Consider the following 20,472-nt stretch of genomic DNA (forward strand, 5'->3'; position numbering starts at 1 on the left):
GATCGGTGGTGGTCAAAACGCTGAGGCGCTGGCCGACCGCATGCACTGTTTCCGCGGTCAGACGGCGAAGCACTCGGGACTGATTGCCGGCAGCACCTCGAGCTGAGGCCGCGCATACCAGTAACCCTGATGATAGCGCACGCCCAGATCGCGCAGTGCAGACGCCTCCTGCGCGTTCTCGATCCCTTCGGCGATGACCAGCGTGTCGAGGTCTTCGCACATACGGACGACAGCCCGCACGATCGCCTGACGGCGACGATCAGTGTCAATTCCTCGCACCAGTTCCATGTCGAGCTTGATCTCGTCGGGACAGAACTTCGCGAACATGTCCAGACCCGAGTGTCCCGCGCCAAAATCATCAATTGCGACGGTAAAACCGATCTGCTTGTAGGTGTCGATGATCGACGAAACGTGCTCGGGTGAGCCCATCTGCTCGTTCTCGGTGAATTCGAAGATCAGCCTGTCGACAGGCAGGCCCACGTTACGCGCGGTGGCGAGCGTCAGCTGGATACAGGCGAGCGGCGAATAAACTGCGTTCGGCAGGAAGTTGATCGAGAGCCTTGCATTGCTCTGCATCAACCCTGCTGCAATGGCCATCTCGATCGCCTTGATCCGACACGCCTGGTCGAACGAATAGCGATTGGTTTCGGTGGCGCTGGAGAGGACCTGATGCGCGCCAGCGCCGTCGACGCCACGAACCAGCGCCTCATAGGCGAAGACCTGTCGAGCTTCGATGTCCACGATCGGCTGAAAGGCCATTGTAGATGGGACTTCGAAGTCCGCGCCATCGCGACATCCGCTGCAAAGACGTTCCATTTTCATGGCGAGCTGATGAGCCATGTGCTGCTAAAACGTTGTGAATAAAAGAGATGGACCACGCCTCCGGCTGGACCGGGCACTTCCGCCGCTGTCTGGTTGGTTAGGTTCGCGGTGGGCAGCGTGTCGCGCTGCCCAGCTCGGTCGCATTCGAATAAGGGATGAAGCGACAGCTGCGCCGCGGCGGACGCCCGACCATGCGTTCCTGTCACCCGCGAAGTCAGCTATCCCGCTCGGCTCGCTTGCGATCAGCCTTCCGTGCGCGACTGATAGCGGCCGCATGCTCGCGCGCACGCTTTTCGGAAGGTTTCTCATAGTGCCTGCGGAGCTTCCACTCGCGGTAGACGCCCTCGCGCTGCAGCTTCTTCTTCAGCACCCGGAGAGCCTGGTCGACGTTATTGTCACGAACGATGATTTGCATGGCTTTGACTTCTAACCGCATTGGACCGGGTATCGGGTCTGGGCTTTAGACCATTGCCAGGAGCTACACGACCCCAAAAAGCTCCAGATGACTGAACGTTTACTGTCGGCATCCCGGTACTCTCGAAATGTGAGTGTATTCGCCGTGGCGACTGGCCGGCCGTCCATGCTGGGCGAGCCCGCAGCTTTCCGCACCACGTTCATCGCCTCACCCCCGCAGGGTGACCAGCCATGCACAATCCCGCAGCCGCAGTAGCCTGTCGCATCGGCATCCTTCCTTTTTGCGCGCGCGACAGGCGGACCGTTCGCCGTCCGCCAGTGATCGTCAGAGAGCGCGACAGGATGCCAGCTCCCGTCATCTATTTGCGGTTACCGACACATTCCACTTGCCTGCCACGCGAAGCAGAGCAATCAGGTGCCTGCCCCTCGTGAAAGCCGGGGGGCGGGGCGTGAGAACCTCAACCTGTAGGAACTCGGTCACGACTTTGTCGAGGCCGGGTGGCATGCGCGCATGTCCAGCCGGCAACGGTAAAGGCGCATGCGCCTGTGCCTACGGTCAGGTTCTCAACATCCGGCTTCGGGCCGTCGCTCCGAGAGGACATAGGCGCGACGAACGAGGTCATCGGCAACGGACGTCGCCTGCAGCAGGAGACGTGATGACCGGCCTTATCGAATGCGCCGCGGCAAAGCCGCTGCCCGGAGCCCACTGGCGAGTGCGGCAACTCACTCACCAGTCATCCATGCGCGAGAACGTATTCGAGCACATGCTGCTCGGCCAGCTCGGTGCCGAGCTCCTCGCGCGAGGCGTCGAATATGACGAACTCTACAGCAGCGTCGACAAGGACGGCTTCGACGTCATGCTCGAGGCCGGAGGCATCCAGCGGCACACCCAGCTGAAGGTGAAGGTCCTTGGCGGGGCGCGAAGCGAGATCACCGTCCATACCCGCCTTGCAGCCCGCCCATCGGGATGTGTCGTATGGCTGACCTACGATCCCGAGACCCGCACCTTCTGCGACATCCAGTGGTTCGGTGGTGCACCCGGCGAGCCGCTGCCGGACCTCGGAGACAGGGTCGCGCGTCACACCCGCGCCAACAGTCAGGGGGTGAAGGCGGAACGCCCGCATCACCGTGTCGTGCCGGTGCGCCGGTTCGAGCGGCTCGACGATGTCGCACACCTCGCCGACCGGCTGTTCGGCCAGCTGCCTGCTGATCCGCTCTCGCTTCTGCGCTCGCGACTGCGTTCGGGCTCCGCGAGCAAGCAGTCGTGGGTACAGCAGGTTGGTTTCGGCAACTTTGCGGCAATCCCGGCGGACCTCACCTGGGATCAGGCGGCACCGCTGGCTGATCTGATCGACGGCTATCGTCTGCTGGACCTCATCGGGGAGAAGGATCATGACGCCTTCCTGACCCACCAGCGCCAGTTGCAGGAAGAGGCCGGGAGCTGGCCCGGTGATGCGGTGCTGCTCTGGATCACCCTTTTCCTCGAACTTCGGGCGGACAGGTTTGGCGCCAATGACTTCGGCGACCCACCAGCGCGGCTGGACATGCTCTGCCAGCAGCTGCGTGCAGCGCTGGTCGAACTGGAGGCAGCCGATGCATAAGCTGGTCACCGCCATGGGCGCAGTGCTGGCGGCCACCGTTGCAGCCTCTCCGGTGATGGCCGGAAAGAAGCCGAAGCTCACCTGGCAGGTTGCACGTACCAACGATCCCATCACTGGCGTCACCAGCTGCGTTGTCGCGGCATGGGACAGGGCCGGGGGCATGAGTTTTTCGCGTACGGGCGCGCTCTATCCGTTCGTCGAGAACAGCAGCGTCCACGGTCTGCTTGTTGGCGTCAGCAGTGGTGGCCGCTACCGCATGCCGACCGGTGACATCGCGTGGCGGATCGATGATCATCCGTTCCGAACGCTCGTCGCCGCTGACAATCCAGCCGGAATGAACACCTCCCCCATCCCGTCCGATCATGCGGCCACGGCCGCGCTCGTGGAGCAGCAGATGCGGCTGGTCGCTGCCGCCACCGCCACCAGCACCGTCGCCAGCGGGAAGACCGCGCGCACCATGCTTGACGAGATGCTTGCCGGCAGTGGCCTGCTGTTCCGCCCTGTTGCAGCGACCCTCGGCTATGGTCTGCCGGGCGGCGCAAACCAGCGCATCGGGCAGATCACGAAAGACGGTCTCCGTCCCTATCCACTCGACGAGAGCCTGAGGGCTGGCCTCGCCACCTGCGGGATCGCAGCAACGCCCGGCGATTGATCCACACCGGGTATCCGGCACCGCAACCTTCGGCACGTCGCCAGCCCTCACTCATCCTGACAGGTGACGCTCACTCGTGTATCGAGTGGCGAACCGGTGGAGGGAATGATGGATCAGGAAGAGATGAAGCGCATCGCGAGCGCTCATGACAGCAAGGCAGCAAAGATCCGGGCGCTGAACGAGGCAGGTGTCAGCACATCCGACATCTCCAGCTTTCTCGGCATACGCTACCAGCACACCTACAACGTTCTGCTGCGGGCCGGACGCATCCAGCGGGCCAGCGAGGCTGTCGAGCAGGGCCCGATACTCTCGCTCGACGTCAGGAAGGATGGAACGCTCGCACTACCCGAAACACTGCTTGATGCCTTTTCACTGCGCGGCGGTGGGCAGCTTTTCGTGCGGCAGACTGACGAGGGGCTGCTGCTGATGCCAAGACAGGTTGCCATCGCCGAGATGCAGCGCGTCGCGGCAGAGCGCATGCCCGAGCATGCATCACTGTTAACAAGCCTGTTGAGTAGTTAGCTGAGTTAGTCCATGGGTACTAACCACCAGGAATGATGGGGAGTATGGAGAGTGAGCGAAACGCATGTCAACCGGCACACGATCGACCCGCTGAAGGTCGAGTTGCGGCCGATCGGATCCCTCCGGCCGGCAGCGCGCAATGCACGCAGGCACAGTGAGAAGCAGGTCGAGCAGGTCGCGGCGTCGATCCGTCATTTCGGTTTCACCAACCCGATCATCATCGAGGCGGATGGGACGATCGTGGCTGGCCATGCCCGGGTCGAGGCGTCGAAGCTGCTGGGCATCGAGGATGTTCCAACGATCCAGATCACGCATCTGACGCCCGATGAGCTGCGTGCCTATCGACTTGCGGACAACAGGATCGCGGAGAACGCCGATTGGGATGAGGACATCCTGCGCATCGAGTTCGCAGAGCTGGTCGAGATCGAGGCGCGCTTTGATATCGAGACTACCGGTTTCTCCACCACTGACATCGATCTCCTGCTCGACGTTAGTCCGGCCGAGGCAAAGCTTGAGGAGCAGCCGACACTGGACCGCAGGGAAGTGCCAGGGGTGGAGCGTGGTGATCTGTGGATCCTCGGTTCGCATCGACTCCTGTGCGGAGACTCCCGTGAGGAGGCTTCCTTCGATCGGCTGATGAACCTTGAGCCCGCTCGAATGGTTTTCTCCGACCCTCCCTTTAACGTGAAGATCGACGGGCATGTCGGTGGGCTCGGCCAGACGAAGCATGCCGAGTTCGCCATGGCGAGCGGTGAGATGTCGCCCGCGCAGTTTACCGCTTTCCTTCAGGGCGTCTTCGCCCACTCCGCAGCGAACAGCATTGACGGCGCGATCCACTATCAGTGCATGGACTGGCGCCACGTGCGCGAGATGATGGAGGCCGGTCATGCCGTCTATTCCGGGCTCCAGAACATCTGCACCTGGGTAAAGGACAATGGCGGCATGGGCAGTTTCTACCGCAGCCAGCACGAGTTCGTCTTCGTGTGGAAGGTTGGCGAGGCTCCGCACCTCAACACGGTCCAGCTCGGGAAGAACGGACGATACCGCACCAACGTCTGGAACTATCGCGGCGCCACGAAGACGGGGCGTGACGCCGAACTCGCACTGCATCCAACGGTGAAGCCGGTCACGATGATCATGGACGCCATCAAGGATACCTCCAAGCGTGGCGAGATCGTACTCGATCCGTTCGGCGGCTCGGGCTCGACGCTGATCGCCGCGCACAAGACGGGCCGCCGGGCGCGACTGATCGAGTACGAACCTCGCTATTGTGCCGTCACCATCCGCCGCTGGCAGAAGATTGCGCGAGGCAAGGCGGTCCTTGAGGCGACGGGAGAGACGTTTGCCGAGGTGTACGCACGCCGCAATGCGGAAATCGAGCGGCTGGCAGATCTCGCTCTGGGAGAGACCGTATGACCAGGCAGACTGGGCGTGACGGCGACGGCAGGTTCGCGCCGGGGTACTCGGGCAACCCCGATGGCGCACGACGGCGCAAGCCGCGCGAACTGCTCACCCTCACGGACGTGCACCGCATCGTGCTGGAGGTCGCCGGAGAGGTGATCGGGCACCGGAACGGTAAGCCGGTCACGCGTCTGGAGAATGCAATTCGTTGCCTTGCCACTGGACAGGGGGAGAACCGCCTCGCCCTGCGCGACCATGTCGAGATGACCAAAAGTGCCACTTTTCATTTTCAGGCCGAGGAACGCCGGAAAGCAATCACCAGGCCCCGTTCATGATGGAGGGGCGCGACGCTCCTGATGGGGCCGACTCCGGATTGACTCCAGGCCGCATGCGGGGCGGGCGGCCACGCTCCGATGATGTGCTGGATGACGATCTGCGCCAGATCGTGATGGCTACTGCAAACCTGCCTGTGTCGATTCCGCGCGGTCGGGGACGACGGGTCGTCACGTTGTACGAGGCGCTTGTGCGTATGATCGCCAGCGGAAAGGTCTATCGTCGCGCGGCGGTGATGGACTTCATCCGACTGGTCCAACAGGCAGCCGCTCCCGAAACCGCCGTTACCACGCCCGCTCCGGCACCGGCACCGGCGGGTGTCATTCGCCTGCAGGAGCACCTTGCCAACCTTCGAAGCGCTGCCCGGAGTGGGGATGCAACGCCGGCCGACCGATCTGCTGTCTCGTTCTATGAGTGGCTTCTCGAACTTGCCAAAGTCAGGCTCCCTCGCTGAACCCGCGATGGCGGCCTCTGTCGCGCGCGGCCCGTTCTCATCGGTACGATCGACAGCTCCTGCAAGGCGGTCAGCAACACAAGGCTGGATCGCGTGAATATGGCTGAAAACCGCCAATCGCCCGCGTAATGCAGTGTGCGGCTGAATTCCTGTTTTTCACCCTGCATGACGGGAGGTGCAGGACTGCTCACTGCGTGCAGATCCGCGACCGTTGCCTGCCGCGCACCTGCTCTTGCGCAGCGGTCGTCATGTCTGCTGAAGCGAAAAACGCGCCCTGCTGCCGTGACTTACTGGAAATTTCAGGCTGGCGAGGTGCATTGCTGCCAGCTAATAAAAGGTGAGCCTTTGCGGAGGCAGCAAGTACGCTCGCGAGGTAACGGGCCGGCGCATTTCTACTGCGCCTTCTCCAGGTCAGGCGAACCAATCCGCGTCTTCGGGCAGCTATCAGCACTGAGCAGCGAATGTACCGCGCGCGACGCGTGTAATCTCAAAGGCTCGGGAGGAAAGGTTGACGTTCAACGACGGCATCCAGAAGTTTGGATTGTTCCACATTCCAGACCGGAATGCTGCACTTTTTCGATTCCGTACCGCCGCGCATCCGCCCGGAGAAAACCGCCGGAAAATTCTGTATCGCGCGTTCGATCCGACTCTCTGCAGTACGGAAGCGAACAGAAATCGCGCAGAACTGCGCCGCTTTCGCGGACAAAATCTAATTCGGTCAGTATCTTACGACTGGGTGGCGGAGCGGGAGGGATTCGAACCCTCGATACGGTTTTGCCGTATACTCACTTTCCAGGCGAGCGCCTTCGACCACTCGGCCACCGCTCCGCATGTCCCGGAAGAAGCGCGCCCTAGGCCGGTCTTTCGCCGCGCGCAAGCGTTTGCCGCACACGCATCAATCGTCCTCGTCCTCGAAGCCGACCAGCGCGAGCGCGCGCGCCTTGATCTGGCGCATCGCGCACCAGTGGATCAGCGCCTCCTCGCGCCCGTGAGTCACCCACACCTCGCGCGGCGCGATCTCCTCGATCGTATCGGTCAGCTCGTCCCAATCGGCATGGTCGGACATGATCAGCGGCAGCTCGACCAGCTTCTGGCGCGCACGCTGGCGCACCCGCATCCAACCACTCGCCATCGCGGTAATCGGATCGGGCAGGCGGCGCGACCAGCGGTCGTTGAGCGCGCCGGGCGGGCACATCACGACATGCCCCGCCATCGCCGCCTTCGGCACCCCCGCCACGGGGATCAGCTCACCCAGCCGCACGCCGTGGTCGGCATAAAGGTCGCACAATCGCTGCAACGCGCCATGGATATAGATCGGCGCCTCATGCCCGCGCTCGCGCAGCTCGGCGATCACCCGCTGCGCCTTGCCCAGCGCATAGGCGCCGACCAGCACGCAGCGATCCGGGTTGGCGTGCAGCCGCGCGACCAGCTTGTCGATCTCGTCCCCGGTATCGGGGTGGCGGAACACGGGGAGGCCGAACGTCGCCTCGGTGATGAACACATCGCACGCCACCGGCTCGAACGGCGCGCAGGTCGGGTCCGGCCGGCGCTTGTAGTCGCCCGACACGACGATCCGCTCGCCGCGATATTCCAGCAGGATCTGCGCCGAGCCCAGCACATGGCCGGCGGGAACGAAGGTCGCCTGCACCTCGCCCAGCCGCACGCTATCGCCATAGCCTACCGGGTGTCCCGCCTGCTCGCCATAGCGCGTGTCCATGATCGCCAGCGTCTCGGGCGTCGCCCACACCGCGCCATGCCCGCCGCGCGCGTGGTCGGCATGGCCATGAGTCACCAGCGCGCGTGGCTGGGGCAGGGAGGGATCGACCCAGGCATCGGCCGGGCGAACGAAGATGCCATGGGGGTGAGGTTCGAGCCAGTCGCCAAGCTTGGGCATGGGGGCAGTACGCACGAGCGGATCAAATCGCCCCGGCGCCTCGTTGTGGGAACAACAGAAAAAGGAGAGTGCGGCATGGAACATCAGGCTTTGGGCGACAGCCTTTGGGTTTTCGTCGTCATCGGCGGCTTCATCATCCTGGGCCTCGCGATCGCCTTTGCGAAGTTCCGCAACAAGGTGACCCCGGAACAGGAACGCCGCACCGAAGAGGCGACTCACCGGCTGTACGAGGAACAATCGCGCGAGGACGCCGCGCGCGGCTGATTGTCGCGCCGCCCCGTCACTTGGCCGGCGCGGTCGGCGGCGGCCGATCCCGCGGTGACAGCGCCTCCCTGCGAGCCGGGCGCTGGGACAGCCGCGTGATCTGATCGCCAGGACGCTATGCCGCCGCTCCCTCAGGGGAGAGTGTGCTCCGAGTGTGCTGCGTCAGGGGCTGTCGCCGCAAAGCGCCACCTGCCGCGGCCGGGCGACGATGCAGGCGCGGCGTTCTGAAACGGGATGGCGACCCTATATGTCGACGCGATGACTGTTTCACTTCCGACCCCGCTGGCCGACTGGTTCGCGTCGCGGGGCTGGTCTCCGCGCCGCCACCAGCTCGACATGCTCGCCGAGGGCCGCGCCGGGCGGCACGCGCTGCTCGTCGCCGCGACTGGCGCAGGCAAGACGCTCGCCGGCTTCCTTCCCACGCTTGCGGAATTGATCGAGCAGCCGACCGAGGGTCTCCACACCCTTTATGTCTCGCCGTTGAAGGCGCTGGCGGTCGACATTCAGCGCAACCTCGTCACGCCCCTCGATGAAATGGGCCTCGACGAAATGGGCATCGAGATCCGCGTCGAAACCCGCACCGGCGACACCCCGTCCGATCGCAAGGCGCGCCAGCGGGTGAAGCCGCCGCAGATCCTGCTCACCACACCCGAATCGCTGTCGCTACTGCTCAGCTACCCCGACAGCTTCACCATGTTCGCCGGCCTGCGCACGATCGTGATCGATGAGGTGCACGCCTTCGCCACCGGCAAGCGCGGCGACCTGCTGTCGCTATGCATGGCCCGGCTTCAGGCGATCGCGCCCGGCCTGCGCCGCGTCGCCTTGTCCGCCACCGTCGCCGACCCCGACGGCTATCGCGCCTGGCTCGCGCCCGAGGGCGATATCGACAGCGTCAGCCTGGTGCAGGGCGAAACCGGCGTCGATCCCAATATCGCCATCCTGCTGCCCGAGGATCGCGTGCCCTGGGCGGGCCATTCCGGCCGCTATGCCGCGGCGCAGGTGATGGCGGAGATCGAGACTCACAAGACCACCATCGTCTTCTGCAACACCCGCAGCCTGGCCGAGCTGATCTTCCAGGATCTGTGGAAGGCGAACGAGATGCAGCTGCCGATCGGCATCCATCACGGCAGCCTGGAAAAAGAGGCGCGGCGCAAGGTGGAGGCGGCGATGGCCGGCGGCCGCCTGCGCGCGCTGGTCGCCACCGCCAGCCTCGACCTGGGAGTCGACTGGGGCGATGTCGATTGCGTGATCCAGATGGGGGCGCCCAAGGGTTCGTCGCGCCTGCTGCAGCGCATCGGCCGCAGCAACCACCGCCTTGATGAGCCGTCGGAGGCGATCGTCGTCCCCGGCAACCGCTTTGAATATCTCGAGGCGCGCGCCGCGCTGGACGCGGTGGAGGCGGGCGAGCTCGATACCGATGTGTTCCGCATGGGCGCGCTCGACGTGCTGGCGCAGCATGTCATGGCCTGCGCCTGCGCCGCTCCGTTCGATCAGGCCGCATTGCTTGACGAGATCCGCTCGTCCTTGCCCTATTCGGCGCTCACTGATGAACTGTTCAACAAGGTGCTCGGCTTCATTCGCGACGGTGGCTATTCGCTTCGCGCTTATGATCGCTTCAAGCGGCTGACGCAGGATGCCGATGGCCTGTGGCGCGTCAGCCATCCGAAATTCGTCGCGCAGCATCGCCTCAACGCCGGAATCATCGTCGAGGCGACGATGCTCAAGGTCCGCTTCCGCAACGGCCGCGCGCTGGGCAAGGTGGAGGAGGCGTTCGCCTCCACGCTCAGCCATGGCGACACCTTCTTCTTCGCCGGGATGAGCCTTGAGGTGGAGAAGATCGATACCGAGGATCTGATCGTCCGCGCCACCGCGCGGCCCGCGCGAATCCCCACTTATGGCGGCAGCCGGATGCCGCTCTCCACCAACCTCGCTGATCGCGTCCGCGGCTTCCTCGATACGCCTGCCGAATGGGCGCGCTTCCCCGATGACGTGCGCGAATGGCTGGAAATCCAGGCCCGCCGCTCCGCGCTGCCGCATCCCGACCAGCTGCTCGTCGAAACCTTCCCGCGCGAAGGGCGCAACTACATGGTCGCCTATTCCTTCGAGGGGTGGAACGCGCACCAGTCGCTCGGCATGCTGATCACGCGGCGGATGGAAACCGCGGGGCTGAAGCCGCTCGGCTTCGTCGCCAATGATTATGCCATCGCCACCTATTCGATCGATCCCGTCACCGATCCCGCCGCGCTCTTCTCGCCCGACATCCTTGAGCATGAATTCGTCGACTGGGTACAGCAGTCGCACCTGCTGAAACGCGCCTTCCGCGAAGTCGCGGTGATCGGCGGGCTCGTCGAGCGGCAGCATCCCGGCAAGCGCAAGACCGGCAAGCAGGTCACCTTCTCCACCGACCTCATCTACGACGTGCTGCGCAAGTACGAACCGGGCCACATCCTGCTCGAGGCTGCCTGGGCCGACGCCCGCGCGCGCATGACCGACGTCGGCCGCCTCGCCGACCTGCTCGATCGCGCGGCGGGGACGATGCTCCACGTCGATCTCCCGCGCGTCTCGCCGCTCGCCGTGCCGGTGCTGGTCCTGATCGGCCGCGAACGAGTCGCCACCGGCAGCGCGGACGATGCGCTGCTGATCGAGGCGGAGGCACTCGCCGGGGAGGCGATGCGGCTCGACTGAGGCCGGGGGCTTCCGCCGCCGGGGATAACGATTGACAAGGGTCCGGATCGGGCGCTTCATCCCTGTATGCGCCGCTGGCTTGCCTTGCCGCTCCTGTCGCTGCTCGCCAATGCGGACGATCAGCAGCCCGTGGTGCCGCCCGCGCCGATCACCGATTACGCCGCGCACATCGGGCTCGGCCATGCCGAGGATCCGGCCGTGCCCACCGGCGAGCATCTCGATTTCGGCGTCGACGGCCCGCGCATGACGGTGCCGGTCCAGATCGCGGGGGCGGGGCCCTATCAGTTCGTCATCGATACCGGCGCCCAGCGAACGGTGATCAGCCGCGAACTGGCGGCGCGGCTTCGCCTCCCCGGCGGCCGCAACGTCCGCCTGACCGGGATGACCGGGACACAGGATGTCGGCACGGTGGTGATCCCGTCAATTTCCGTCAGCACGCTCGGCGGGGAGCGGATCGAGGCGCCGGCGCTATCGGCGGCGAACCTCGGCGCGCCCGGCATGCTCGGCATCGACGCGCTTCAGGGCCATGCGCTGGCGATCGATTTCGATCAGCAGCGGATGACGGTGACGCCGGCGCGCAAGCGCGGCGAGCGGGTCCGCCGCGTGCCCGACGAAATCGTCATCCAGGCGAAAAGCCTGTTCGGCCAGCTCGTCGTCACCGACGCGCGGGTCGGCGGGGAACGGGTCCGCGTCATCCTCGATACCGGCAGCGTGGTGTCGATGGGCAACCTCGCGCTGCGCAAGCGGCTCGCCAAGCGCGGCAAGGTCACCCCGATCACGCTGATCAGCGTGACGGGCGGCGAACTCGTCGCCGATTATGGGTCGGTCAAGTCGATCAAGATCGGCGATGCGGAGATCCGCGACATGCCGGTGGCCTTTGCCGACGTGCCGCCATTCCGCGTGTTCGGGCTGGAAAAGAAACCGGCGATCATGCTCGGCATGGACGTGCTGAAACTGTTCACCCGCGTTCAGATCGATTTCGCCAACCGCGAACTGCGCCTGCTGCTGCCGCGCGGCGCCGCGCGCCGCGGCTAGGGCCGGATTTCTCCATAAAGGGCCGAATGCGCCCAAAGGCGGCCAGAAGCGGCCGAACGACTCCGGTCGACGCCTCGTCGCGGCCGATGGCCCATAAAAAAGGGCCCGGCACTTTCGTACCGGGCCTAGTGCGTCCGCAGGAGGAACATCGTCTGGGAACCGGCCGCAGCCGGCTCCCAATCTCGTCAATAATTGTAGGCGCGCTCGCCATGCTCGCTGAGGTCGAGCCCTTCGCGCTCCACCTCTTCGCTGACCCGCAGCCCGACGGTCGCCTTGGCGATCGAGAAGGCGATGGCGGATCCGACGCCGGCCCAGGCCACCGAGATGAGCACCGCGACCACCTGGGTCACGAGCTGCGGCCCCAGGGCATAGTCTGCAGCGCCAGGCCCGCCGAGGCCCGGCAGCATGGTGAATGCCGTGCCGATCGACCCCACGATGCCACCGATGCCGTGGATTCCGAACGCATCCAGCGAGTCGTCAAGGCTGAGCTTGGGCTTCACCGCGACCACGAAATAGGCGCAGATGATGGCCGCGATCGCACCCAGCAGGATGGCGCCGAACGGCCCCGAATTGCCCGCCGCCGGGGTCACCGCGACCAGGCCGGCGATCGCGCCGGAGCAGGCGCCGAGCATCGATCCCTTGTGGCCCAGCATCCGTTCCGTCAGCATCCAGAACAATACACCCGCCGCCGTGGCGACGAAGGTGTTGATCATCGCCAGCGCCGCCGAGCCATTGGCCTCCAGCGCCGATCCGGCGTTGAACCCGAACCAGCCGACCCACAGGAGGCCGGTGCCGATCAGCGTCATGACCAGCGAGTGCGGGGCCATGATCTCTTTCTTGTAGCCCAGCCGCGGGCCGATGATGATCGCCCCGACCAGCGCCGAGATGCCGGCGTTGATGTGAACCACCGTGCCGCCGGCGAAGTCGAGCGCGGCGGGCTGCCAATTAAAGAGAAGGCCGTTGCCCGCCCACACCATGTGCGCGATCGGGAAATAGACGATGGTGAGCCAGATCAGCGCAAAGACCATCAGGCCGGCAAACTTCATCCGCTCGACCAGGCCACCGACCACCAGGCTGACGGTGATCGCCGCAAAGGTCATCTGGAAGGCGATGAAGACATATTCCGGGATGACGACACCGTCGGTGAAGGTTGCCGCCGTCGAGTCGGCGTTGACCCCGGCAAGGAACAGCTTGTTGAACCCGGCGATAAAGGCGTTGCCGCCGTCACCGAACGCCATGGTGTAGCCGTAGGTGACCCAGATGATCATCGCGAAGCTCGCGACGGCCAGGATCTGGGTCAGCACCGATAGCATGTTCTTGGTGCGCACGAGGCCGCCATAGAACAGCGCCAGCCCGGGCACGATCATCGTCATGACCAGCACGGTCGCGGTCATCATCCAGGCGGTGTCGCCCTTGTTGGGCACCGGCGCGGTTGCCTGGGCCCAGGCGGGTGCCGCCGCCGCGGCTGTTGCCGCCACGCCCAATGCCAGGGCAGTCCTGATTATCTGCTTCATCACCACCCCCCTCAGAGTGCCGTATCGTCGGTTTCGCCGGTGCGGATGCGCACCGCCTGCCCGACATCGAGGACGAAGATCTTGCCGTCACCGATCGCGCCGGTGTTCGCGGCCGCCTGCACCGCCTCGACCACGCGATCCGCGAGGTCGACCGGGCAAACCACTTCGATTTTGATCTTGGGCACCATGTTGGTGCTGTATTCGGCGCCGCGGTAGATTTCGGTCTGCCCCTTCTGGCGCCCGAAACCCTTCACCTCGGTGACTGTCATCCCCGCCACCCCGATCCCGGTGAGTGCTTCCCTCACTTCGTCGAGCTTGAACGGCTTGATGATGGCTATGACCAGTTTCATCGCGCCCCCTTCCGTTACCCGGAAAGGTACTTCGCAACAGATGTGCCAAACCGTCGCTGCCTAGTGCATGATCACGGCAACCACATTTGACACGTTACTTTTTGTGCAGATGCGAAAACATGCTCAAGAATTAGGCACCGTCGACTACCATCCTAGCACGATCAAGATCATCCTCTTCGACCATCAGGCGCACGGGGATCAGCAACCAGCTGCCGTCGGCGATCGACGCCCCGGCATCGAAGGTGAGCGCGACTATTCCTTCGCTCTCCAGTCGCGCGGCGAGGATGCTGGCAAGATTGCGGTCATAGCGACCCAGTTCGACCAGCATCAGCGCGGCAGCGCGTCGGGCGTGCGTACTGGCAAGTCATCGATGCTTTTCGCGTTGCTGCCCTGCCAATAGGCCAGCCGCTCTTCATCGCTGTACTTGGCGTTATATTTGTTCAGCGTCTCACGCGGATGATCCAGCGTCATCTGCGGCACGCCCCAGCCGCAGGACGTCTGCGCCTGGTCGATCGCCACGACGAAGATCTGCCGCGTGCCGGGCAGTGGCGGAAACTCGCTATACAGCGCGCGCCATTCCGGATCCTGGGGAAGGACTGGGCGGCCCCGACCGTAGATGCGAAAGATCAGTGCGGGCTGATCGAAGGCGCAGAACATGATGGTGATGCGCCCGTCGGCGAGCAGGTGCGCGTTGGTCTCATTGCCCGATCCTGCAACGTCGAGATAGGCGACGGTGGTCGGGTCCAGAACGCGGAACGTGTCCATGCCCTTGGGGCTGAGGTTGATCCGCGCGCCGGGCGCGCTCGTTGCCACGAAGAAGACCGGCTGCCGGGCGATGAAGGCACGATGCGCGTCGTTCAGCGCCGGAAAGAATTCCGCCATGCAGGCGTGCTCCCCTGTTCAGGCGAGAAGGATGGCTCGCGGCGCCTGCCTACCATTTACGATGCGTCCGATCCACCGCACCGCCGGTAGTCACCAGCGGTGCGAGGTGTCAGGAATGCACCCGGCGATCTCAGTCGAACAGCGAGGAGACGCTGGTCTCGTCGGCGATACGGCGGATCGCCTCCGCAAGGAGCGGTGCAATCGTCAGGTGCCGGATACGCTTGGCGTGGCTGATGGCTTCCTGGTTGCCGATCGAATCGGTGATCACCAGCTCGCGCAGCGCCGACCCTTCGACCCGGGCGACGGCACCGCCGGAGAGGACGCCATGGGTGACATAGGCAACGACGTCCTCGGCGCCCGCCTCACGCAGCGCTGCGGCCGCGTTGCACAGCGTGCCGGCGGAATCGACGATATCGTCGATCAGGATGCAGAAGCGCCCTTCCACGTCGCCGATGATGTTCATCACCTCCGACTCGCCGGCGCGCTCGCGGCGCTTGTCGACGATCGCCAGCGGTGCGTTGTCGAGCCGCTTGGCGAGCGCGCGCGCGCACCACGCCGCCCACGTCGGGGGAGACGACCATCAGGTTCTTCGACCCGAAGCGCGCCAGGATGTCCGCGGACATGACCGGCGCGCCAAACAGATTGTCGGTCGGGATGTCGAAGAAGCCCTGGATCTGACCGGCATGGAGGTCGACGGAGAGCACGCGGTCGGCGCCGGCCGTGGTGATCAGGTTGGCGACCAGCTTGGCCGAGATCGGCGTGCGCGGGCCGGGCTTCCGGTCCTGCCGCGCATAGCCGAAATAGGGAAGGACCGCCGTGATCCGCTTGGCCGACGCGCGCTTCAGCGCATCGATGCAGATCAGCAACTCCATGAGGTTGTCGTTGACCGGATAGCTGGTCGACTGGATCAGGAAAACGTCTTCACCGCGGACGTTCTCCATGATCTCGACGAAGATCTCCTCGTCGGCGAATCGCCGCACCAGAGCCTCGGTCAACGGGAGCTCCAGATAGGAGGCGATGTCCCGTGCCAGCGGCAGGTTGGAGTTGCCGGTCATCAGTTTCATGTCAGCACGCCCTTTCGTGACGCCCCCTTAGCGGGCCGGGCATATGTTTCAATCGTGCGACGCACTCAGAGGACGTTTGCCGTCGCGCGTCGCAGGGCGTACCGGCGCCGACATGACCATCGTTACCCGCTTTGCCCCGTCACCGACCGGGCGGCTGCACGTCGGCAACATCCGCACGGCGCTGCACAACTGGATGTTCGCGCGTGCTCATGGCGGCCGCTTCATGCTGCGGATCGACGATACCGATCAGGAGCGTAGTGAAGAACGGTTCGTCGAGGCGCTGCACCAGGACCTCGCGTGGCTGGACCTTGAGGCTGATGGCGAGGCGCGGCAATCGGCGCGTTTCGATCTGTATCAGGCGCGCTTCGATGCGCTGGTCGCGGCCGGACGTATTTACCCCGCCTATGAGACCAGCCAGGAACTGGACCTCAAGCGGAAGATCCAGCTGGGTCGCGGACTGCCGCCCATCTATGATCGCGCGGCACTGGCGCTGAGCGATGCGGATCGGTCGCGGCTGGAGGCGGAGGGCATCAAGCCGCACTGGCGCTTCCGGCTCGATCATGGCGCGCCGATCGAATGGGGCGACATGATCCGCGGTCACCAGCGGTTCGATCCCGCTACGATGAGCGACCCGATCGTGCGCCGCGCCGATGGTTCATGGCTGTATATGCTGCCGTCCGCGATTGACGATGTCGACATGGGGATCACGCATGTGGTGCGCGGCGAGGACCACGTCGCCAACACCGCCTTGCAGATCCAGATGTTTGCCGCGCTTGGCAGCACCCCGCCGACCTTTGCCCATGCCGCGCTGCTCACCGGCGCCGAGGGCAAATTGTCCAAGCGGCTGGGGAGCCTTGGCGTCGATCAGCTTCGCGAGGCGGGGGTGGAGCCGCAGGCGATCCGGGCGCTGCTGGCGCGTCTGGGCACCAGCGATCCGGTCGAGCCCGCGGTCGACATGCAGCCGCTGCTTGCCGCTTTCGATTTCGCCCGCTTTGGCCGAGCGCCGGCGCGGTTCGACGAGGCGGAATTGATGCAGCTGAATGCGCGGATCGTGCATCAGCTCCCATTCGAAGCGGTGCGCGATCGCCTGCCGCGTGCCATGACGCCCGTTGCCTGGGAAGCAGTGCGGCCGAACCTCTCGACCCTGGCGGAAGCGGCCGAGTGGTGGGGCGTGGTTGAAGGGCCGGTCACGGCGCCGGCGCCGGCGCTGTCGGCTGACGATGGCGCCTATCTGGCCGTGGCTGCCGAGGAAGCTGCGGCGATCGACTGGGATGGCGACCCTTGGCACGGCCTGACCCAGCGGCTGAAGGAGCGCACAGGACGCAAGGGCAAGGCGCTGTTCCTGCCGTTGCGGCGCGCGCTCACCGGTCGCGATCACGGGCCGGACATGGCGGCGCTGCTGCCGTTGATCGGCCGCGACCGGGCGCTCGCGCGACTTCGCGCCGCGTCCGGCGGGTAATCGGATCGGGGTCTGGCCGTCGCGACCGCGTGCGCCTATGTTGCGCGGATGCAGTTCTTTGCCCGGCTAAGCCCGTTTCGCGCGGTGCGCGACCTACGCCTGTTTCTGCATCAGCGGCAGAAGCACGAACTGTTCTTCCTGTTTCTCTCGGTCTTTATGACGGGCTTGCTGCTGATCGGCTTCGCCAAGGATTCGAAGGTCGAGAAGGTCTACAAGCCGGACATCATCTATGTTCAGCAATGGCGACTCGATCGCAGCGACGCGGAGATTCGCGCGCAGCAGGCGATCGATGCCCCGATCAAGCAGAAGCAGATCGAGGAGCGCGAGAAGGCGCTGGCCGAGCGGCAGGCATCCTTCAAGCGTCTTGAGGACAAGATGAAGAAGTGGGGGCTCTGACCGCCGGCGTGTCGTCCGCGGACCAGCGCTGGATGGGGGCTGCGCTGGCGCTCGCCAGCCGCGGGCAGGGGCGCACCCATCCCAATCCTTCCGTCGGATGCATTCTGGTGCGCGATGGCATTGTTGTCGGGCGCGGCTGGACCCAGCCCGGCGGCCGGCCGCATGCGGAGGCGATGGCGCTCGCTGAGGCGGGAAGCGCGGCAAAGGGCGCGACCGCTTATGTGACACTGGAGCCCTGCGCCCATGTCTCATCGCGCGGCCCCGCCTGCGCCGACCTTCTGGTCGCCAGCGGTGTAGACCGCGTGGTCGCGGCGGTGACCGATCCTGACCCGCGCACCAACGGCAAGGGGCTGGGGCGGCTCGCCGCGGCGGGTGTGCAGATTGTATCTGGTGTGCGCGAGCGAGAGGCCCGCGCGACGCTGGCCGGATTTCTCACGCGAATCGTCCTCGGCCGGCCGCAGGTGACGCTGAAGCTCGCGACCTCGCTTGATGGATGCATCGCTCGTGCTGACGGCGAAAGCCGCTGGATCACGGGTCCGCAAGCGCGCGCGCACGCGCATCTCGAACGAAGCCGGCATGAGGCCATTCTGGTAGGGCGAGGCACCTGGGAGATCGACCGCCCGGCGCTCGACGTGCGGTTGCCGGGACTGGAGAATCGCGCTCCGCAACGCGTGATCCTGTCGACCCACGACATGGGTGATGACGTGCTTCAGCTCTCGGCCCCGGAGGAAATCGCCTGGCTTCCCGCCGATCGTCTGCTTGTGGAGGGGGGCGCTGGGGTCGCCTCCGCTTTCCTCGCGGCGGATCTGGTCGATCGCCTGCTGCTGTATCGCGCCCCGATCCTGATCGGCGACGGCAGGCATGCGTTGGGCGACATCGGGTTGGGCGCCTTGGCCGATGCGCACGATCGATGGGCAATGATCGATTCACGCCAGCTTGGCAGCGATCGGCTCGAGGTCTACGAGCGGGTGCGATGTTCACCGGGATCATAACCGACGTCGGAGAGATTACGCGCGTTGAGACGCGCGGGGATACGCGCGTCGTTGTCGCCACCAGCTATGAAACGCTTGAGATTGACCTGGGGGCTTCGGTCGCCTGTTCGGGCGTTTGCCTCACCGTCGTCGACAAGGGGCCTGACTGGCTCGCGTTCGACGTTTCGGGCGAGACTCTGACGCGGACCGCTCAGGGGCAATGGTCCGAAGGGCGTCGGTTGAATCTCGAACGCGCGATGAAGCTGGGCGATGAGCTTGGTGGTCATATCGTCACCGGCCACGTCGACGGAATCGCCGAGGTCACCAGCGTACGGCCCGATGGCGATTCGAAGCGCGTCGATTTCCGGGTCTCAAGCGATCTTGCGCCCTTCCTCGCTACCAAGGGGTCGGTTACGGTCGACGGCGTGTCGCTGACCGTCAACGACGTAACGGACGACCCCGACGGCGCGACCACCTTCGCGGTCAACATCATTCCGCATACCCAGGCGGTGACGACGCTTTCAGATCTGGCGCCGGGCAGCGCCGTCAACATCGAGATCGATGTGCTCGCCCGCTACCTCCAACGGATGGAACATTATCGTGCAAAAGCCCGCTGAACTCGCGCGCCTGCGCCACGCCTTTCTCTCGACCCCGGAAGAGATCATCGACGAGGCCAAGAATGGCCGGATGTTCATCCTGGTCGATGACGAGGATCGCGAAAACGAGGGTGATCTGGTCATCCCCGCGCAGATGGCGACGCCGGAAAAGATCAACTTCATGGCACGCCATGGCCGCGGCCTGATCTGCTTGGCGATGACCAAGTCGCGTGTCGACGCGCTGGGCCTCGACCTGATGAGCCGGCACAACGGCACCCGTCACGAAACCGCCTTCACCGTTTCGATCGAGGCGCGCGATGGGGTGACGACGGGCATTTCCGCGGCCGATCGTGCGCGGACGATCGCGGTGGCGATCGATTCGTCGAAGAGCCGCGAAGAAATCGTGACGCCGGGTCACGTCTTCCCGCTGGTCGCGCGTGATGGCGGCGTGCTGGTGCGTGCGGGGCATACCGAAGCGGCGGTCGACGTGTCGCGGCTGGCCGGCCTCAACCCCTCGGGCGTGATCTGCGAGATCATGAACGAGGACGGCACGATGGCGCGGATGGACGATCTCGTCTCCTTCGCGCAGCTGCACAACCTCAAGATCGGCACGATCCGCGACCTGATCGCCTATCGTCGGCGCTATGACCATCTGGTCGAGAAGAAGGCCGAGATGACCTTTGACTCGCGCTGGGGCGGCCAGTGGAAGGCCGTGACCTTCCACAACAAGGCCACCGGCGACGAGACGATCGCGCTGGTGAAGGGCAAGATCGACCCCGACAAGCCGACGCTGGTGCGGATGCACACGGCGAGCTTCTTCGTTGATATGTTTGGCGAAAATTCCGAACGCTCGGGGCTGCTTTCCAAGTCGATGGAGCTGATCGCGGAGGAAGGCGCCGGCGTGATCGTGGTGATCAACCGCCCGATGAAGGGCGTGGTGACGCGCTTCATGGAGCTGCGTGCCGCGGGCAAGGGCGCCGGCGAGCCGGAAGTCGAGGAATTGCGCGACTATGGCGTGGGTGCGCAGATCCTGGCGGAGCTGGGCGTCGAGGAAATGGTCCTGCTGACCAACACCCATCACACGCTCGTCGGGCTGGAGGGCTATGGCCTTTCCATCGTGGGCGAGCGGCCGATCCCGGGTACCGGCGGCGAATAACGGCCTG

General features: G+C 65.0%; 21 protein-coding genes, 1 tRNA gene and 1 pseudogene. 14 read left to right on the forward strand and 9 right to left on the reverse strand.

Features of this window, described 5'->3' with window-relative positions; all coding sequences use genetic code 11:
• Positions 1-57 precede the first annotated feature (57 nt).
• Both L8F96_RS10130 and rpsU read right to left on the reverse strand, forming a co-directional pair.
• Positions 58-840 (reverse strand): EAL domain-containing protein, encoded by a 783-nt coding sequence (locus L8F96_RS10130; protein ID WP_465250263.1) that lies wholly within the window; start codon positions 838-840, stop codon positions 58-60.
• A gap of 196 nt (positions 841-1,036) precedes the next feature.
• Entirely contained in the window at positions 1,037-1,237 is a 201-nt protein-coding gene (gene rpsU, locus L8F96_RS10135; RefSeq protein ID WP_334655929.1) for a 30S ribosomal protein S21, read from the reverse strand.
• Positions 1,238-1,892: 655 nt separating this feature from the next.
• Here rpsU and L8F96_RS10140 point away from each other — a divergent pair.
• The 6 genes from L8F96_RS10140 to L8F96_RS10165 all read left to right on the forward strand — a co-directional run bounded on the left by L8F96_RS10140 (position 1,893) and on the right by L8F96_RS10165 (position 6,199).
• The gene (locus tag L8F96_RS10140; protein WP_334655930.1) at positions 1,893-2,837 is read left to right on the forward strand and encodes a hypothetical protein; all 945 of its coding nucleotides are present in this window, start codon (positions 1,893-1,895) and stop codon (positions 2,835-2,837) included.
• Positions 2,830-3,489, forward strand: coding sequence for a hypothetical protein (locus tag L8F96_RS10145; protein ID WP_334655931.1), 660 nt, complete (start codon positions 2,830-2,832; stop codon positions 3,487-3,489). Before L8F96_RS10140 ends, L8F96_RS10145 begins: the two co-directional genes overlap by 8 nt.
• Positions 3,490-3,597: 108 nt before the next feature.
• A complete protein-coding gene (locus tag L8F96_RS10150; protein ID WP_334655932.1) occupies positions 3,598-4,011 on the forward strand; it encodes a hypothetical protein in 414 nt (137 codons plus the stop codon).
• Between the two features lie 51 nt (positions 4,012-4,062).
• On the forward strand, positions 4,063-5,427 hold the full coding sequence (locus L8F96_RS10155) for a site-specific DNA-methyltransferase (RefSeq protein WP_334655933.1): 1,365 nt from the start codon (positions 4,063-4,065) through the stop codon (positions 5,425-5,427).
• Entirely contained in the window at positions 5,424-5,747 is a 324-nt protein-coding gene (locus L8F96_RS10160; RefSeq protein WP_334655934.1) for a hypothetical protein, read from the forward strand. The genes L8F96_RS10155 and L8F96_RS10160 overlap by 4 nt, the downstream gene beginning before the upstream one ends.
• 83 nt (positions 5,748-5,830) lie before the next feature.
• On the forward strand, positions 5,831-6,199 hold the full coding sequence (locus L8F96_RS10165) for a hypothetical protein (protein ID WP_334655935.1): 369 nt from the start codon (positions 5,831-5,833) through the stop codon (positions 6,197-6,199).
• Between the two features lie 737 nt (positions 6,200-6,936).
• On the opposite strand, the gene L8F96_RS10170 is transcribed toward L8F96_RS10165, so the two are convergent.
• Positions 6,937-7,027 (reverse strand) — tRNA-Ser (locus tag L8F96_RS10170).
• 67 nt (positions 7,028-7,094) lie between these two features.
• Positions 7,095-8,093 carry a ligase-associated DNA damage response exonuclease gene (locus tag L8F96_RS10175; protein WP_046408996.1) on the reverse strand — a complete coding sequence of 333 codons (999 nt, stop codon included), beginning with the start codon at positions 8,091-8,093 and terminating at the stop codon, positions 7,095-7,097.
• 75 nt (positions 8,094-8,168) lie between these two features.
• On the opposite strand from L8F96_RS10175, the gene L8F96_RS10180 reads away from it, so the two are divergent.
• The 3 genes from L8F96_RS10180 (at position 8,169) to L8F96_RS10190 (ending at position 12,077) form a co-directional block, all read left to right on the forward strand.
• On the forward strand, positions 8,169-8,357 hold the full coding sequence (locus tag L8F96_RS10180) for a hypothetical protein (protein WP_046408997.1): 189 nt from the start codon (positions 8,169-8,171) through the stop codon (positions 8,355-8,357).
• Positions 8,358-8,615: 258 nt separating this feature from the next.
• Positions 8,616-11,042, forward strand: coding sequence for a ligase-associated DNA damage response DEXH box helicase (locus L8F96_RS10185; RefSeq protein ID WP_334655936.1), 2,427 nt, complete (start codon positions 8,616-8,618; stop codon positions 11,040-11,042).
• Between the two features lie 66 nt (positions 11,043-11,108).
• Positions 11,109-12,077 carry a retropepsin-like aspartic protease gene (locus L8F96_RS10190; protein WP_334655937.1) on the forward strand — a complete coding sequence of 323 codons (969 nt, stop codon included), beginning with the start codon at positions 11,109-11,111 and terminating at the stop codon, positions 12,075-12,077.
• 185 nt (positions 12,078-12,262) lie between these two features.
• On the opposite strand, the gene L8F96_RS10195 is transcribed toward L8F96_RS10190, so the two are convergent.
• From L8F96_RS10195 to L8F96_RS10215, 5 genes and pseudogenes are all read right to left on the reverse strand, one after another.
• Entirely contained in the window at positions 12,263-13,591 is a 1,329-nt protein-coding gene (locus L8F96_RS10195) for an ammonium transporter (protein WP_334655938.1), read from the reverse strand.
• Positions 13,592-13,602: 11 nt separating this feature from the next.
• Complete coding sequence (locus tag L8F96_RS10200; RefSeq protein ID WP_046409000.1) at positions 13,603-13,941, reverse strand: P-II family nitrogen regulator; 339 nt, start codon at positions 13,939-13,941, stop codon at positions 13,603-13,605.
• A 130-nt stretch (positions 13,942-14,071) separates the two neighbouring features.
• Complete coding sequence (locus L8F96_RS10205) at positions 14,072-14,269, reverse strand: putative signal transducing protein (RefSeq protein WP_417158962.1); 198 nt, start codon at positions 14,267-14,269, stop codon at positions 14,072-14,074.
• A complete protein-coding gene (locus tag L8F96_RS10210) occupies positions 14,269-14,823 on the reverse strand; it encodes a pyridoxamine 5'-phosphate oxidase family protein (protein ID WP_046409002.1) in 555 nt (184 codons plus the stop codon). The genes L8F96_RS10205 and L8F96_RS10210 overlap by 1 nt, the downstream gene beginning before the upstream one ends.
• Before the next feature lie 130 nt (positions 14,824-14,953).
• Positions 14,954-15,887 (reverse strand): annotated as a pseudogene (locus tag L8F96_RS10215) (ribose-phosphate pyrophosphokinase).
• Between the two features lie 112 nt (positions 15,888-15,999).
• Between L8F96_RS10215 and gltX the strand changes: the two are divergent.
• The 5 genes from gltX to ribB are packed head-to-tail and all read left to right on the forward strand — an operon-like array spanning position 16,000 to position 20,465.
• Positions 16,000-17,346, forward strand: a complete 1,347-nt coding sequence (gene gltX / locus L8F96_RS10220) for a glutamate--tRNA ligase (RefSeq protein WP_334655939.1) — start codon at positions 16,000-16,002, stop codon at positions 17,344-17,346.
• 48 nt (positions 17,347-17,394) lie between these two features.
• A complete protein-coding gene (locus L8F96_RS10225) occupies positions 17,395-17,742 on the forward strand; it encodes a hypothetical protein (protein ID WP_136450410.1) in 348 nt (115 codons plus the stop codon).
• 32 nt (positions 17,743-17,774) lie between these two features.
• Positions 17,775-18,734 (forward strand): bifunctional diaminohydroxyphosphoribosylaminopyrimidine deaminase/5-amino-6-(5-phosphoribosylamino)uracil reductase RibD, encoded by a 960-nt coding sequence (gene ribD / locus L8F96_RS10230; protein ID WP_417158970.1) that lies wholly within the window; start codon positions 17,775-17,777, stop codon positions 18,732-18,734.
• Positions 18,716-19,330: a riboflavin synthase gene (locus L8F96_RS10235; protein ID WP_046409005.1), complete on the forward strand. Its 615-nt coding sequence runs from the start codon at positions 18,716-18,718 to the stop codon at positions 19,328-19,330. Before ribD ends, L8F96_RS10235 begins: the two co-directional genes overlap by 19 nt.
• Positions 19,275-20,465, forward strand: coding sequence for a 3,4-dihydroxy-2-butanone-4-phosphate synthase (gene ribB / locus L8F96_RS10240; protein WP_334655940.1), 1,191 nt, complete (start codon positions 19,275-19,277; stop codon positions 20,463-20,465). Before L8F96_RS10235 ends, ribB begins: the two co-directional genes overlap by 56 nt.
• Positions 20,466-20,472: the final 7 nt, after the last annotated feature.

The organism is Sphingomonas panaciterrae (assembly GCF_036890205.1).
GTDB lineage: Bacteria > Pseudomonadota > Alphaproteobacteria > Sphingomonadales > Sphingomonadaceae > Sphingomonas > Sphingomonas panaciterrae.